This window comes from Flavobacterium bomense (genome assembly GCF_003970355.1).
The window spans coordinates 1-15000 of record NZ_RYDJ01000010.1; the positions used below are offsets into that span (position 1 = coordinate 1).

Sequence of the window (15000 nt, forward strand, 5' to 3'; positions counted from 1 at the left end):
CAAAAATGACTCTTAAAATACAGATTTACAATAATTTCAAAGAACTTGTTTTATTTTTTAGTGGACACTAGTGAAATCTTAATTGAAAAAAAATTGATTGTCCCAAAACACATCATGATTAAAAGGTTTTATATTCAAAAGAAGGAAGTAAAATAACTACTTGTAAAATAAATGCTAAATCCTAATTAAGAATGAAAAATAATAACAAAAATTTAGGTTGTAAAATTATATATCAATTAAAAATTTAAATACTTTTGCACTCTTAACTTAACTAATTAATAATGAAAAAAATAATTTTATTACTTTCGGCTGCTGTTGTTTTACTATCTTGTAGCAAAGTTGGCAAAGATGAATACATCATTTCAGGGACTGCAACAGGAATTGAAAATGGTAAAACAATTATCTTAGAAACACAAGATGCAAATGGCATGGGACTGATTGCTAAGGATACCGTAAAAGTTGAAAACGGTAAATTTGAGATGAAAGGATCTATTACAGAGCCATCGTTTTATACAATCCAATTAGAAGGGGCTCAGGCTAAAATACCTTTCATATTAGAAAATGGAGAAGTAACGATTGCCATAAATAAAGACAGTATTCAAAAATCTAAAGTTTCAGGAACGTATAACAATGATGAATACGCAACCTTCAACGAGGAAATCACTAAAGTTCAAAAGAAACTAATGGATTTCCAAAACAAAAACATGCAAGCAATGGAAGCTGCTCAACAAAGCAAGGACACCATTGTGATCAATAATTTGATGCAGGAATTTTCTAAACTTCAAGAAGAAGTTGGTATTGCTTCAAAAGCAAAGTATTTAGCGTATGCTGAAACACATCCTAAATCTTTTATTTCAGCGCTAATCATCCAAGGAATGTTAAACGATCCTAGTGCTGATGTTGCAAAATCTGAAAAGTTATACAACAGTTTAGAAGAAGCATTGAAAAAAACAAAGCCAGGAATTGCTATCAAAACCAGACTAGCTGAAATGAAAGCACCGGCTGCTGTAGGCGCTACCGCTCCAGCTACTGCTCCAACTACTGATGGTAAATGAAGAGCAGATTTTTCAGGTCCTAATCCTCAAGGGAAAATAATTTCTCTGAAAGAAAGTTTAGGAAAAGTAACAATAGTTGATTTTTGGGCATCATGGTGTGGGCCGTGTCGTCAAGAAAATCCAAATGTTGTGGCCATCTATAAAGAGTTACACAGTAAGGGTCTTAATATTATTGGTGTTTCTTTAGATAAAGATGCCAAAGCCTGGAAAGAAGCCATTGCTAAAGACAAGTTGACCTGGAATCAGGTTTCAAATTTGAAATTTTGGGACGAACCAATTGCTGCTTTGTATAAAGTAGAATCTATACCTGCCACTTTTATCCTGGATGCATCCGGAAATGTTGTGGCTAAAGATTTAAGAGGAGATGCCCTTAGAGCCAAAATAATTGAGCTTTTAGAACAATAAACACCTTATATCGTACAAATAAAAAAAATCTCCCTAGTGGAGATTTTTTTATTTTATTCAATACCAATGCTTTAAAAATAATAGTAAAATTAAGTACTAATATAGTTTGGAAACTTGAAAACAGTTTTTATATTTGCATCCGGTTAGCACAATAAGCACTGCTTATTGAGTCTTGGGGAGATACTCAAGCGGCCAACGAGGGCAGACTGTAAATCTGCTGTGTAAACTTCGCAGGTTCGAATCCTGCTCTCCCCACAAAACTCTTCAAGCGATTGAAGAGTTTTTTTTTGCATACTACTGTTGTGAATTAATCCAAAAAAAATCCTAGCAAATTGATATTTTGAACGGAATTTTTTAATACTTGCAGCTTCTTCTATTCTAAAATAAAACTTACCGTTACATTAGCCGTAATGTTGATTTCGCCTACCGCCATCGTTTCTCTTGAAACTCTAGTATCGCTCATTTCCATTTTCATGGCAGCATACATTGGTTGTGGACTATAATTTTGTGAATTATCTGATATGATCATGGCACGTCCTACTTTTTGTCCTAATACTGAAACATAATCTTCTGCTTTTAATTTAGCCTCTTTCATCGCTAATTTTCTAGCCTCAGATTGATATTGGGCCAACTTAGAAGATTCAAACACAACAGTATCAATTCTATTAATCCCTTCGTCAACTAAACCTTCCATCAATTCATCATATTTTGATAAATCCTTCAATACAATTTCGATTGTTTGTGTTGCATTATAGCTGTGTTTCTTTTTTTCGTAATCGTATTGTGGGTTCAACGAAACACGTTGCGTTTTATAATCTGCAGGAGCCAAGTTCATTTTTTTGATGAACTTAAGCACAGCTTCAATCTTTTGATCATTTTGCTTTTTGACGTCTTTGGCATTATTCCCTTTTGTTTCAACAGTCACCGTTATACTTGCTTGATCCGGAACAACCTTTACTTTTCCTTCGCCACTTACGCTTATTTGAGGAACTTGTTTGATTTCTTGCCCGTAGGACACTGAAATAAATAAAATAGACAAGATTAATAGTGCTTTTTTCATTTTTTTATCATTTAATTGTTTGTGTTAACTTCTTTTCAAAAGTTGTGCCATTATAATTTTCCCATTTTTGCCATTACGAACAGGATAATTATAGGAATGGCTAATAAAACTGCCATTAAAGCATGATCCACTAATAACTGTGGCTCGTTGACAAGTGTAATCAAATAACCGCCAACAGCACCTCCAAAATGGGCGGTATGACCTATATTATCATTCTTAGCTTTCATTCCGTAGATTGAATACAATAAATAAAGGATTCCAAAGATATAAGCAGGCATTGGGATAATAAAGAAGATTCCCAACATCATGTCTGGCTGTAACAATATGGCCGAATATAAAACCCCAGTTACAGCTCCAGAAGCACCTACAGCTCTATACCCGTAATCATTTTTATGAAACAATACAGTCAATAAACTTCCAAAAATTAAACTTCCAAAATACACCAGTATAAATGAAAAACTCCCTAAATAACTGATGACTACCGGTGCAAAAAACCACAGTGTCAGCATATTAAAAATCAAATGAGTCATATCTGCGTGAAGAAAACCAGACGATAACAACCGTATTTGTTCGCCTGCACGAATACTTCCAATATGGAATTCATATTTTCTAAAAAAAGAAAGGTCATTAAAACCTTTATAACTAATCAAAACATTTACAACAATTATTGCTATTAAAATGGTATTCATAAAGTATGTTTATTGTGAATTGTAAAGATAGTCTTTCTCAAATACCATCTTGTATGCGGTCCAAATTTATATCAATCTATATTTTTGCCTTATATTTGTCAAAAAAAATACGGCATGCAATTTCTTATTTACATCTTAATCATTCCCTTTTTGTGGGTCATTTCTATTCTTCCTTTTCGGATTTTATACTGGTTTTCGGATTGTATCTATTTGATTGTATATTATATTATAGGGTATCGAAAAAAAACAGTTAGAGAAAATTTAGCCCTTACTTTTCCTAATCTGAGTTTCAAGGAGCGTCTTATTATCGAAAAAAAATCCTATCACCATTTGTGTGATATGTTCCTGGAAATGATAAAAACCATGACTATTTCAGCTGCTGAAATGAACCGACGATTTGTAATAACAAATATTGAACTGGTTAAAGAATATGAGGATAAAGGGAAAAGCACTGTATTATTAGCCTCCCATTATGCAAGTTGGGAATGGTTATTATCTGTAAATGAAAAAACAATATTTAAAGGAATAGGCGTTTATAAAAAAATTGCCAATAAATACTTTGATAAATTACTACGAGATATTCGATCCAAATACAATGCAGAATTAGTCGAAACAAAAAGAGCGATCCCGTTGATGGCAGAAAATCAACAAAAAGAAATATTATTCATGTATGGCTTAGCCAGCGACCAATCCCCAAAACTAGATCGAGCCTTTCACTGGGATACATTTATGGGTATTGAAGTTCCAGTGCATACCGGAGCTGAAATGCTGGCCAAACGATACGATCTCAATGTCCTTTTTGTAAAAGTAAAAAAAGTAAAAAGAGGATTTTATGAAGCTACTTTTGTCCCTATAACAGATGATCCAAAATCCATTCCCGATTTTGAAATCACCAATACTTTTTTACGGGAAGTAGAAAAACAAATTCTGGAAGCTCCTGAATATTATTTTTGGACGCATAAACGATGGAAACACAGACGGTAGTAATTCGTATTCAGAAAAAAATCACACATTAGAAACAATAGCGTTTATGATATGTGATTTTTTTAGTTTCTTAAAACAGCAACTTCTATAAAGAAAACCAGTTTTTTACCAATTCATCTTCTAAATGGCGTGTATTTTTATTTATAAACTCATTTGTAGCCGAATTATAATCATAATCCAAAGCCCAAATTTTATGCTTTTCAGCCAATGCTTTTATTGCGTTACACACAAATTCAATTTCGGCATTTGTAGTTGTAGGATGAATAGACATTCTGATCCAACCTGGTTTTCTGATTAAATCCCCCAAAGTAATTTCGTCAATTAATTTGTGTGAGGTTTCCTGATCCACATGCAATAAAAAATGTCCGTATGTTCCGGCACAACTACACCCGCCACGGGTTTGTATTCCAAATTTATCATTCAATAACTTTACCCCTAAATTAAAATGTAATTCTTCTATAAAAAAAGAAATAACCCCTAACCTGTCGTGATGCTGCCCTGCAAGGATTTTAATATTAGAAACCGCTCCTATCTCTGAGAAAATATAATCCACAATTTCATGCTCTCTCTTCAAGATATTCTCAATTCCCATTTGCTCTTTCAATTGAACCGCCAGTGCAATTTTTATAACCTGAAGAAAACCAGGAGTTCCTCCATCTTCTCTATCTTCAATATTATCAATATACTTGTGCTCTCCCCAAGGATTGGTCCAGCTTACCGTTCCTCCTCCAGGATTATCAGGTATTAAATTTTGATATAGCTTTTTATTAAAAATTAACACCCCGGAGGTTCCAGGTCCTCCCAAAAATTTATGAGGCGAAAAAAAAATGGCATCCAATTGATTTTCAATGTCTTCCGGATGCATGTCGATTTTTACATATGGTCCAGAACAAGCAAAATCAACAAAACAAAGTCCGTTGTTTTGATGCATTCTTTTTGCCACTTCATGATACGGTGTTTTAATTCCCGTTACGTTTGAACAAGAAGTTATTGACGCTATTTTGAAAGGTCGCTCTTTGTACTTTTTCAATGCTATTTCTAAATTCTCCATACTGAACAATCCGTCTTCAGTAGAGGGAATTACTACAACATCAGCAATAGTTTCTAGCCAAGACGTTTGATTGGAATGGTGTTCCATGTGAGAAATAAAAACAACTGGTCTTTTTTCGGGTGGGATGGTAATAAAATCTTTCAGGTTTTCGGGTACTTTCAAACCTAGAATTCGTTGAAATTTATTGACTACACCTGTCATTCCTGTTCCATCAGTAATCAAAATATCATCACTGCCGGCATGCACATGGTGTTTGATAATATGGCGCGCTTGATGGTATGCTTTAGTCATGGCAGTTCCAGAAACGGTAGTTTCAGTATGAGTATTGGCTACAAAAGGGCCAAAATCATTCATTAATTTTTCTTCAATAGGACGATACAAACGACCACTGGCGGTCCAATCCGTGTATATAATTTTTTTTGGTCCGTAAGGTGACTCAAATTCTTGATCAATTCCAATTATATTTTTACGAAACTGTTGAAAATATTGTTCTAATTGGGTGGGTACTTCTTTAGTTATCATAGAATTCCTGATTTGAGTTCAAAGGTATTATTTTTTTGCAGAAAAAATATTTTCAGTTTATGGAAAGTGGATTCTAGTGTTTTTAATCTTCTCTTAAATGTAAAGTAGCTGACAAAGTTTAATTTACATTCCTTATACATTTGAATAATCAATAACCAATCCTGATTATGAAAAAAATTTTTATACTCCCACTATTTATTTTACTGCTCTCCTGCGAAGTGGAAGGAGATTTGACGCGTGATCCAGCTATACAAGCCTCACTTCCTGAAAACAGTACATCTGCATTTACTGGAGATTTTATGCCTACATCAGGCATTAAGGTTTCAGGTTCAGCCAAAGTGTATTTGAATACCAATCAAAATGAAGTACGCTTAGACAATTTTAGTATTTCCAATGGCCCGGATTTAAAAGTATATTTATCTAAAACCGCTGCCCCTTCAGATTTTGTGTATTTAGGAAATTTAACCTCGTCAACAGTATATGCAATTCCTCCTCAAGTAAATATTAGTGATTATAAATATGTGCTGATTCATTGTCAGCAATACAGTCATCTTTTTGCAGTAGCGCAATTGTCTCAAAATTAAATTTATATCCATGAAAAAAACAATAATAATTGTACTCGTTGGGCTGTTTTCAGGCTTTAGTTCTTATTCTCAAGGATGCAGTGACGCAGGGATTTGTTCGATAGGAAACAGCTTTCAAAACTCAAAAACTGATTTCAAAAACGGTATAGAAATAGGAAATGTTTTTGGCACCGGGGAAGCAGATCTAACTTATTTTTCATCCTATCTTACCTATACCAGAACAATAAACGAACGCTTTTCACTCAGTTCTAAAATCACTTATTCTGTAGCAAACGGCAGTTTTGGACAACGTGGTGCTTTTGGTGATGGCTATTTCATAGGCAACTATAACTGGAAAACTAAAACTACCGCAAAATGGAGCACTCTTATGGGTTTTAAAATACCTTTTACGAGTTCCAATCTAAAAATAAATGAATTTTCGCTTCCGTTAGACTACCAATCCAGTCTGGGAACTTTTGACCTTATTTTGGGTTTGAATCTTACTTATAAAAAATGGGATTTCAATACCGGGATACAGATTCCTGTTTTTAATAACAACAGAAACTCTTATTTTAAGGAGTTTTCAGACACGGATGATTTCCCGTCTACTAATTTATTTGAAAGAAAATCAGATGCTTTATTTAGAACTACCTACACCATTCAGCCCGCTAATACTAAATTTACCTTCAAACCTAATGTATTATTTCTTTATCATTTAGGCGAGGATAGTTTTGAAAATGCTTTTGGAAAAAGAGAAACCATACAAAATTCTGATGGACTCACCATCAATGGAAATTTGATTGGTTCTTATGCTATTGATGCTAAAAATAGTATCGAATTATCATTGGCTGCCCCTTTTGTAATTCGGGAAGTAAGACCCGATGGACTTACAAGAGGTTTTACCGCCGGACTCATCTACAAAGTTTTGTTCTAAAAACAGGTGTAGTAAAGCCCTTTTCGTGAAATTTATTCAGAGTAAAATAAACAAAAAATGCCCAATATCTATTGGGCATTTCAACTGTTTTTTTTTAATTATAAATCAAATCCTAACGAAAACTGCAGTACTCGATTTTGTGCTTTTCCTTCCTCATAGATATCGCCCTTGCCTAAGTGATAGCGTACTCCTAAACTTATTCCGGAATCCGTTTTAAAACCTGCTCCAAAATTGACTCCCCAGTCAAAATTATTAGGTTCAAATTCTTGATTGGTATCAAATAAACTAAACCCACTGTTAAACTCCTCTCTGTGAGAAACAGCCAATCCAATTTGAGGCCCCACTTCTAAAAAGAAATTTCTAGAAGGATAGGCTTTAAGCATCAATGGCAGGTTGATATAATTTAGCTTTTGTGTAAATGTGCCGCTACTATTCGTAATTACATACCCTTGTTGGGAATACAACAATTCTGGCTGAACAGAAAAACTATTGCTTATAAACGACTCTCCATAAACCCCCACATGAAAGCTATGACGTTGAGCTGTTTCAGCATTTCCGTCAAATTGTACTGAGGATAAACTATACCCTCCTTTTATTCCTCCAAAGGATTTATTATTCGAGTTGTTTTGGGCATTCACAGCGAGGGTCATACCAAAAAGCATTACGAGTATTAATTTTTGTTTTTTCATCGATAAGTGTTTTTTAATGTATTCTATTATTTTCCCCCGTTCGCTCTAAGATCTGCAATACATTGTGCATCTAATTGTGGTGCTGTACCTCCAGAGACCATCTCTCCAATACCACTGCCTGTTTCTGCAGACCAAAACATTAAACACGTTTTTACATTACAATGCTTTGGGTGTTCCCCATCTTCATGGTTGCTTTGCAATGCCGTTCCTAAGTTTGTTAAGCCAAAAATATGTCCAAATTCGTGGGTGATGATAGTTGTTTCTAATACGCTTCTGTTGGGTTTAAAAGGGCTGTTGCTTAACCCATGAATTGTTTGTTCATAAATAACAAATGAAGTATTTCTATACGCCGTTCCTAAAACAACTCCGCTGCTTGTATTTCTAGCTGATTCTCCATCTGCAAAAAAGGCCCAAACGGCAATTTCATCTGAGGTATTGTATTTTGTTCGGTTTGTTTCTTCAATTGCTACAATTTCTTCATTTGTATACGGAGAAGTCCCTGGTGACGGGATCGATCTCAACACAATATTAATCCCATTGGGCTTATGTGTTCGTGCTTCCAGAAAAGCTACAAAATTATTTATTGAAGTACTGGTTGGCTGAAAACCGACTACATAAACCACTTCAATAACCATACTTTTAAACTTTTTATCTGATAATAAATCGTTTGCAGAACTACCTGTGGACTGTTTATTTGTAATGGGATTAACAGTCTCAATTCCTTCTGTTACATCATTTTCTTTTGAACAGGATACCAATAAGACAAAACCTACGCACAGGATTACAAGTACTTTTTTCATTATTATCTATTTATATTAAAGTTTATTATTAAAAAACAGCTGCCTAAAAAGACAACTGTTTTTTGAGAATTTCAAAAAAATTAAAGCCAACTTAAAAGTCTACTTTATATTTGTTTCAATACTAACGTCGCCGCTGCATTAGTTGAACTTTGTAATGATATTGTGGTTGCATTAAAAGAAGTTACTTTCCAATTATTATTCAACAAGCTAAAAGAAGCGTTACTTGTAAAATTTAATTTAAGAAAGACTTCTATTTGTGAGCTTACAGCGTACGTACCATTTACAGTTGTATTTAAATTATTTACCGCTTTTACACTCCAATCATTTGCAAAATCTATTGTAAAATCTTTGTAATTAGTTGCTGAATTTACTCCAGAACTTACAAATGATTCTACTTTGAATTTGCCGTTTACCATAATCGTTTCTAATTTTTTTGAATTTTGAGCTGCTTCGTCTTTAGTTGCTTCTGTTTTAAGAGACGCCACAATAGTAGCTTGCAATTCTGCATCACTAGAAATTGTAGTTTTTGAACCATCACTGGTTGTAACTGACATTGGATAATTTACTGAAAACAATTCCGTACTACTAATATTAGTCATATACGTATATAATTGCTGTTCGGATGTGATAACAACGCTTCCCGTTTGTTGTACACTTAAATTATAGGTCAAAATAGTAATTGGAAAACTAATCTTTACTGACGAAATAGCATTCTGACCAGATGATTGTGCGGAGGAACAAGCATTAATTATAGCATTATACTCTGTTTGGTTACTTACATTAACCTCTGTATAATTGCTTAATTTAACTTTTAAAGGAAATTGTAATACTACAGAATCCTGATCATTATTATACTGTCCAAGGATAGAAATGACTTGTTGATAATTGACTTGGCTAAAAAGAGTAACCTGCGTTCCATTTACTCTAGCTGAAGCTGGCAGGATAATAGAAGAACAAGAGGTGCCGTCTAAAAAATCATCCGATGATCCGTCATACATAGAAGTACGTTTCAGATTGTTTGCTGTAGTTGAGTTTGCCGCATTTGTATTTGGGTTTTGTCCTTGCTCGTTATCCACTTCACTTTGACAAGATGCAAATCCGAATAGAGTCATTAATGCTATTCCAGTAATCGTTTTTAATTTTTTCATAACGTTCAAATTTAATATATTTTTGTTTGTAGAGGCGCTGTTTTTGACGCCTTTCTTTTAGTAAGACAACTACGTTCCGTTTTACCCTATTTTATTTTTAAAAAAAATATAAATTTTTATTAAAAAATTCATAAATAACTATATAACAGTGCTATACGATTTTATATTTTTTTTAAGTAAAAATCAATTCGAATTAACCTGACTGCTTTTTGAAAAAAAAATTACATTTACAATCTACAAAAAATGAATCCCTTTTAAATGGACGACCAAAAGAGTACACTTTGCGAAGAAAAACACTTTAGAGACTTTTACTTAAAGCAAGTACAATCAGCAACTAATTTTGCCTATTATAAATGTGGTAATACTGATACTGCTTTAGATTTAGTTCAAGATGCTTTTACTAAAATTTGGGAGAATTGTGCCAAAATTGATTTCAGTAAAGTAAAAACTTATTTATTTACAACGATATCAAATTTATTTCTAAATACTATAAAACACCACAAAGTAGTATTGCAGTATGCGAAAGAAACACCAAATTTAGACACCAATAATCAAAATCCAGAATATTTATTTGAAGAAGAAGAATTCAAACAAAAACTTACTAAAGCAATTGCATCCTTAAGTGAAGCGCAACGAGAAGTATTTTTGATGAATCGAATCGATGGCAAAAAGTACCGAGAAATAGCTGAAATACTCGACATTTCTCAAAAAACCGTAGAAAAAAGAATGTCGGCAGCACTGCAACTTTTAAAATCCCAGATAGAAAACCTATAAATAACCATTTTACCGTAGGGTAATTTAAAAGTTAGTTGTCTAATAAACATAGCGATATTAAAATGAAAAACGAAAAAGAAATATTAAAATGGTTAGACGATGCGCTTTCAAGTACAGAAATTGAGGATTTAAAACAATCTGATAGCTTGCAAACACTTGATAAAATTGCTTATTATGCCTCTAAAATGGAAGCTCCACAAGTAGATGCTCAGGAAGCTTTTGCAGCATTTACAGCTAGAAATCAGTCTAAAAAGGAAACAAAAGTCAGAACCCTAAATTTTAAAACAGGGTTTAAAGTAGCTGCAGTTTTAGTGGTTTTATTGACGTCGTCTTATTTTTTGTTTTTTAATAACATTCAGACATTTGAGACCCAAATAGCACAAACAAAAACCTTTAACCTTCCTGATGATTCTGAAGTAATCTTAAATTCTGATTCAAAAATAACTTTTAACGACAAAAAATGGGATGATCAAAGAAATTTAACTTTAGACGGAGAAGCCTTTTTTAAAGTCAAAAAAGGAAAAACTTTTAGTGTGCGAACAGATGCCGGAATTATTACTGTCTTAGGAACACAATTTAATGTAAAAAAACGGAACAAATATTTTGAAGTAAATTGCTATGAAGGCTTAGTTAGCGTGTCCTACAAAAATCAAATCGTTAAATTGCCTCCTGGCAAAACATTCCGAATTATAAATGATGCCATAGAAGGTGTTCAAGACTTAAATGCAAAAAACCCTTCGTGGATTCAAGAAGAATCTAGTTTTGACCGTGTTCCTCTTAATCAGGTTATTGCAGAACTGGAGCGTCAATATGATCTAAAAATTAAAACACGAAATCTGGATACAACTAAATTATTTACAGGTAGTTTTACACATAAAGATCAAAATATAGCCCTTCAGGCGATTACAATTCCGCTTAAATTAAGTTATAAAATGGAAGGCAAAACCGTTATATTTTATAATTATGATGAAAAATAAAGGGCTGATTTTGCTATTACTTTGTTTTGGAAGCTTGTGTTACGGACAAAATTCTCCAAAAAAAATTCCACTAACGGCTCTTATCCTTTCTATAGAGAAACAATTTAATATTAAATTTTCGTATGCTGTAGAAGATGTAGTCGCTGTTTCAATAGAAAAACCTGAAACTACACTCACATTACCTCAGGTTATAGATTATCTTAATGCTAAAACAGTACTGAATTTTAAAGTTTTAGACAAGCGGTACATTACCGTTTCGGTTATCAATAAAACGATAGCTGTTTGCGGAACTGTCTTTGACCAGGAAAATAAGAGGCCACTTTCCGGTGCTTCCGTACTGGTAAAGAATACTTCCAGAAGCACCGTTACAACTGAAAAGGGCATCTTTAAATTACAAAACATACCTCTGAATTCAACAATTACGCTCTCGTATTTAGGATATGAAATTAAAGAGATTCCTGCTAAAGAACTGTTTTTATCCGGTACTAATTGTCTGGAAATCACTCTTACAGCAAAAAGCGAAACGCTGAACCAAGTGTTAATTAATGTGTATTTGACCCCTGGTTTGCAAAAGTTTTTAGACGGCAGTACCGTTTTAAACACAAAAAAATTCGGGATTCTTCCTGGACTTATTGAACCTGATATTTTACAATCCATACAAATACTTCCCGGAATTGAAAGTACCAATGAAAGCATTGCAAACATCAATGTTCGTGGTGGTACTAACGATCAGAACCTGGTCATTTGGGATAATATCAAAATGTACCATTCCGGTCATTTCTTCGGATTGATTTCTGCCTATAATCCAAATCTTACCGAAAAAGTGACTATCACCAAAAACGGAACTAGTGCGGAGTACAGTGATGGAGTTTCCAGCACCATAAACATGCAAACCAAAGACGTAGTGACGAATAGATTTTCCGGTGGTGCCGGCGTCAATCTCATCAGTGCCGATGCATTTCTTGCCATTCCGTTAGCTAAGGATCTAGAACTTCACCTCTCAGGACGCCGTTCTATCACAGATCTTTTCGATACACCAACTTATACTAATTATTTTGAAAGAAGTTTTCAGGACAGCGAAATCAATGCCGATAGCTCGGACAAGAATACTAATTCTGATTTTTACTTTTACGATTTTACCGCTAAATTACTTTTTGATTTAAATGATAAACACCAGTTTAGAGCCAATATTATTGGGATCAATAATGCTTTAGCCTACTCTGAGAGCAACGCTATTACGAACAATACCGAAACAAAAGCAAGTACCCTTTCTCAAAATAATATTGGTTACGGAGGAAACTGGAAAGCACAATGGACCTCAAAATGGAGTACCAACCTGATTACTTATTTTTCAAAATACAATATCGACGCCACTGATTATAGGGTAGAAACTGACCAACGACTCACAGAAACCAATGAAGTTCTGGAAACTGGCGTGAAACTAAATACCCATTATAAAGTAAATAAGCACCTAAGCCTTTTATCCGGGTACCAGTTTAATGAAACAGGAATGTTAAACGAAACTACCGTTAGTGCTCCGTCATATAAACGAACTAAAAAAGATGTTTTGTTAAATCATTCCCTATTTTCGGAAGCGGAATACAACAATGCAAACACTTATTTAAGAGTTGGTATGCGTATAAATTATTTTCAAAAATTTGATAAAATATTGATTGAACCAAGAATAAATATCCAACAAAAATTATCAACTGATTTTGCTTTGAAACTGGAAGGGGAATTTAAAAATCAAACTACTGCACAAATAATTGATTTTGAAGATGATTTTCTTGGTGTTGAAAAAAGACGTTGGGTTTTAGTAAACAATCAAGATATCCCAATTGCAACAAGTAAACAAGGCTCTTTTGGAATCGAATTCAATCAAAAAAAATTAAATATTGAGCTTACTGGATTTTATAAATTGGTAAAGGGTATAACGGCTTCTAATCAGGGTTTCTATAATAGTTTTCAGTTTATTAACGCCAACGGCAGCTATATAGCAAAAGGAATTGAGTTTCTAGCCAATAAAACAGCTCGTAAATATAGTGCTTGGTTCAGTTACACCTATAGCATAAACGATTATGAATTTGCTGTTTTTACGCCTTCTGTCTTTCCTAATAATGCGGATATAAGACATTCTTTTTCTATTGGGTTTTATTATGATATAATCAAAAATCTAAAAGTATCTGTTGGTGGAGTATGGCGAAACGGGCAACCGTACACAAAACCCATTCCAGGAAATGAAACCATACAAGACGGAAATACCACAATGGTCAACTACGATTCCCCCAACAATGAAAATTTAGATAATTTCATGCGTTTAGACGCTTCCTTACAGTATAATTTCAACCTGTCTGAATCAATTAAAGCTTCGTTTACAGCCGGTGTAATCAATGCTTCCAATCAGGACAATGTCATCAATCGCTATTACAAAGTCAATCCAAATGATACTAATGATGCCATTCAAGTAGACAATAAGTCACTTGGCTTAACGCCAAATATAAGTTTCAGAGTAAATTTTTAAGGATTATTTTATTACCACCTAAGGTAGATTATATTGCTTTATTTATAATGTGCTGATAGAAAAATTTAATCCAAATTACCATAAAAAATAGTGCAATAAAATGACCGAAAATAATTCAAGAAAACAACAAGCTAAATTACTCCGGATTTTTAGAAAATTACACAGAACAACTGGCGCTTTTTTATTCCTATTTTTCTTTATTGTTTCCGTGACAGGACTATTATTAGGTTGGAAAAAAAATAGTGGCGGACTACTGCAATCAAAATCTTATCAAGGTACTTCGGTGCAATTTAAAGACTGGCTTCCTATTGATAGTTTGCATAAAAATGCTTGCAAAATTGTACACGATTCTATTTCAGCAGATAGTACTTTAGAACTAGAGCGCATTGAAATAAAAAAAGATAAAGGAATGGTAAAATTTATTTTTGCTGAGAATTATTGGGGAATTCAACTAGACGGAGCAACAGGAAAATTATTGCATATTGAAAGACGAAGATCTGATATTATTGAAAAAATACACGATGGATCAATTGTTGACGATTACTTCAAAACGGGTAGTGGTTTCTTCAAATTATTTTACACAACCGTCATGGGATTTGCACTTTTACTGTTTACAATCACAGGATTCTGGCTCTGGTATGGGCCTAAGAGGATGAAACGAAAATCATAAAGTGATAATTCAAGTAAATAATACTTTATTATTTTCTCTATTGTTGCATAAATAATCATAATTATTCCTCTGCAATGTCATCTGCAAAGAAGACTAAAATAAAAGGTTACGCTTTAATTTAGTTCCAAGGACGGATCAAAAAAGCCTGTTTAATAATT

General features: G+C 33.5%; 14 protein-coding genes, 1 tRNA gene and 1 pseudogene. 10 read left to right on the forward strand and 6 right to left on the reverse strand.

From position 1 onward, the window contains the following. Nucleotides 1-281: 281 nt before the first annotated feature. The 3 genes and pseudogenes from EKL98_RS09600 to EKL98_RS09610 all read left to right on the forward strand — a co-directional run bounded on the left by EKL98_RS09600 (nt 282) and on the right by EKL98_RS09610 (nt 1715). On the forward strand, nt 282-1055 hold the full coding sequence (locus tag EKL98_RS09600; protein ID WP_126555812.1) for a DUF4369 domain-containing protein: 774 nt from the start codon (nt 282-284) through the stop codon (nt 1053-1055). A gap of 18 nt (nt 1056-1073) precedes the next feature. After that, a pseudogene (locus EKL98_RS09605) lies at nt 1074-1460 on the forward strand (TlpA family protein disulfide reductase); the annotation flags it as partial. A 174-nt stretch (nt 1461-1634) separates the two neighbouring features. After that, nucleotides 1635-1715: transfer RNA gene (locus tag EKL98_RS09610), tRNA-Tyr, on the forward strand. Between the two features lie 118 nt (nt 1716-1833). On the opposite strand, the gene EKL98_RS09615 is transcribed toward EKL98_RS09610, so the two are convergent. Both EKL98_RS09615 and EKL98_RS09620 read right to left on the reverse strand, forming a co-directional pair. Beyond that, on the reverse strand, nt 1834-2520 hold the full coding sequence (locus EKL98_RS09615) for an SIMPL domain-containing protein (protein WP_126459784.1): 687 nt from the start codon (nt 2518-2520) through the stop codon (nt 1834-1836). Between the two features lie 50 nt (nt 2521-2570). After that, nucleotides 2571-3209: a rhomboid family intramembrane serine protease gene (locus EKL98_RS09620; RefSeq protein ID WP_126459787.1), complete on the reverse strand. Its 639-nt coding sequence runs from the start codon at nt 3207-3209 to the stop codon at nt 2571-2573. Nucleotides 3210-3323: 114 nt separating this feature from the next. Here EKL98_RS09620 and EKL98_RS09625 point away from each other — a divergent pair, with 114 nt between their 5' ends. After that, a complete protein-coding gene (locus tag EKL98_RS09625; protein ID WP_126555806.1) occupies nt 3324-4193 on the forward strand; it encodes a lysophospholipid acyltransferase family protein in 870 nt (289 codons plus the stop codon). A gap of 85 nt (nt 4194-4278) precedes the next feature. Here EKL98_RS09625 and EKL98_RS09630 read toward each other — a convergent pair whose 3' ends face one another. After that, on the reverse strand, nt 4279-5766 hold the full coding sequence (locus EKL98_RS09630; protein WP_126562165.1) for an aminotransferase class V-fold PLP-dependent enzyme: 1488 nt from the start codon (nt 5764-5766) through the stop codon (nt 4279-4281). Nucleotides 5767-5933: 167 nt separating this feature from the next. Here EKL98_RS09630 and EKL98_RS09635 point away from each other — a divergent pair, with 167 nt between their 5' ends. Both EKL98_RS09635 and EKL98_RS09640 read left to right on the forward strand, forming a co-directional pair. Next, nucleotides 5934-6350 carry a DM13 domain-containing protein gene (locus EKL98_RS09635; RefSeq protein WP_126562166.1) on the forward strand — a complete coding sequence of 139 codons (417 nt, stop codon included), beginning with the start codon at nt 5934-5936 and terminating at the stop codon, nt 6348-6350. A gap of 10 nt (nt 6351-6360) precedes the next feature. Then, nucleotides 6361-7263, forward strand: coding sequence for a hypothetical protein (locus tag EKL98_RS09640; RefSeq protein ID WP_126562167.1), 903 nt, complete (start codon nt 6361-6363; stop codon nt 7261-7263). Between the two features lie 98 nt (nt 7264-7361). On the opposite strand, the gene EKL98_RS09645 is transcribed toward EKL98_RS09640, so the two are convergent. From EKL98_RS09645 to EKL98_RS09655, 3 genes are all read right to left on the reverse strand, one after another. Beyond that, entirely contained in the window at nt 7362-7952 is a 591-nt protein-coding gene (locus tag EKL98_RS09645; RefSeq protein ID WP_126562168.1) for a porin family protein, read from the reverse strand. A 26-nt stretch (nt 7953-7978) separates the two neighbouring features. Then, nucleotides 7979-8752, reverse strand: coding sequence for a membrane metalloprotease (locus EKL98_RS09650; protein ID WP_126562169.1), 774 nt, complete (start codon nt 8750-8752; stop codon nt 7979-7981). Between the two features lie 104 nt (nt 8753-8856). Beyond that, nucleotides 8857-9900 (reverse strand): hypothetical protein, encoded by a 1044-nt coding sequence (locus EKL98_RS09655; protein ID WP_126562170.1) that lies wholly within the window; start codon nt 9898-9900, stop codon nt 8857-8859. A gap of 258 nt (nt 9901-10158) precedes the next feature. Here EKL98_RS09655 and EKL98_RS09660 point away from each other — a divergent pair, with 258 nt between their 5' ends. The 4 genes from EKL98_RS09660 (at nt 10159) to EKL98_RS09675 (ending at nt 14842) form a co-directional block, all read left to right on the forward strand. Next, nucleotides 10159-10674: an RNA polymerase sigma factor gene (locus tag EKL98_RS09660; RefSeq protein WP_126459810.1), complete on the forward strand. Its 516-nt coding sequence runs from the start codon at nt 10159-10161 to the stop codon at nt 10672-10674. A 62-nt stretch (nt 10675-10736) separates the two neighbouring features. Continuing rightward, nucleotides 10737-11651, forward strand: coding sequence for a FecR family protein (locus EKL98_RS09665; protein ID WP_126562171.1), 915 nt, complete (start codon nt 10737-10739; stop codon nt 11649-11651). Continuing rightward, nucleotides 11638-14172, forward strand: a complete 2535-nt coding sequence (locus EKL98_RS09670; RefSeq protein WP_126562172.1) for a TonB-dependent receptor — start codon at nt 11638-11640, stop codon at nt 14170-14172. The genes EKL98_RS09665 and EKL98_RS09670 overlap by 14 nt, the downstream gene beginning before the upstream one ends. Nucleotides 14173-14272: 100 nt before the next feature. Next, on the forward strand, nt 14273-14842 hold the full coding sequence (locus tag EKL98_RS09675; protein ID WP_126555785.1) for a PepSY-associated TM helix domain-containing protein: 570 nt from the start codon (nt 14273-14275) through the stop codon (nt 14840-14842). Nucleotides 14843-15000 lie beyond the last annotated feature (158 nt).

Excerpts from the sequence above, each read along its gene's own strand:
- EKL98_RS09600 (WP_126555812.1), top strand. The coding sequence starts at position 282 with ATGAAAAAAATAATTTTATTACTTTCGGCTGCTGTTGTTTTACTATCT.
- EKL98_RS09615 (WP_126459784.1), bottom strand. The coding sequence starts at position 2,520 with ATGAAAAAAGCACTATTAATCTTGTCTATTTTATTTATTTCAGTGTCC.
- EKL98_RS09620 (WP_126459787.1), bottom strand. The coding sequence starts at position 3,209 with ATGAATACCATTTTAATAGCAATAATTGTTGTAAATGTTTTGATTAGT.
- EKL98_RS09625 (WP_126555806.1), top strand. The coding sequence starts at position 3,324 with ATGCAATTTCTTATTTACATCTTAATCATTCCCTTTTTGTGGGTCATT.
- EKL98_RS09630 (WP_126562165.1), bottom strand. The coding sequence starts at position 5,766 with ATGATAACTAAAGAAGTACCCACCCAATTAGAACAATATTTTCAACAG.
- EKL98_RS09635 (WP_126562166.1), top strand. The coding sequence starts at position 5,934 with ATGAAAAAAATTTTTATACTCCCACTATTTATTTTACTGCTCTCCTGC.
- EKL98_RS09640 (WP_126562167.1), top strand. The coding sequence starts at position 6,361 with ATGAAAAAAACAATAATAATTGTACTCGTTGGGCTGTTTTCAGGCTTT.
- EKL98_RS09645 (WP_126562168.1), bottom strand. The coding sequence starts at position 7,952 with ATGAAAAAACAAAAATTAATACTCGTAATGCTTTTTGGTATGACCCTC.
- EKL98_RS09650 (WP_126562169.1), bottom strand. The coding sequence starts at position 8,752 with ATGAAAAAAGTACTTGTAATCCTGTGCGTAGGTTTTGTCTTATTGGTA.
- EKL98_RS09655 (WP_126562170.1), bottom strand. The coding sequence starts at position 9,900 with ATGAAAAAATTAAAAACGATTACTGGAATAGCATTAATGACTCTATTC.
- EKL98_RS09660 (WP_126459810.1), top strand. The coding sequence starts at position 10,159 with ATGGACGACCAAAAGAGTACACTTTGCGAAGAAAAACACTTTAGAGAC.
- EKL98_RS09665 (WP_126562171.1), top strand. The coding sequence starts at position 10,737 with ATGAAAAACGAAAAAGAAATATTAAAATGGTTAGACGATGCGCTTTCA.
- EKL98_RS09670 (WP_126562172.1), top strand. The coding sequence starts at position 11,638 with ATGATGAAAAATAAAGGGCTGATTTTGCTATTACTTTGTTTTGGAAGC.
- EKL98_RS09675 (WP_126555785.1), top strand. The coding sequence starts at position 14,273 with ATGACCGAAAATAATTCAAGAAAACAACAAGCTAAATTACTCCGGATT.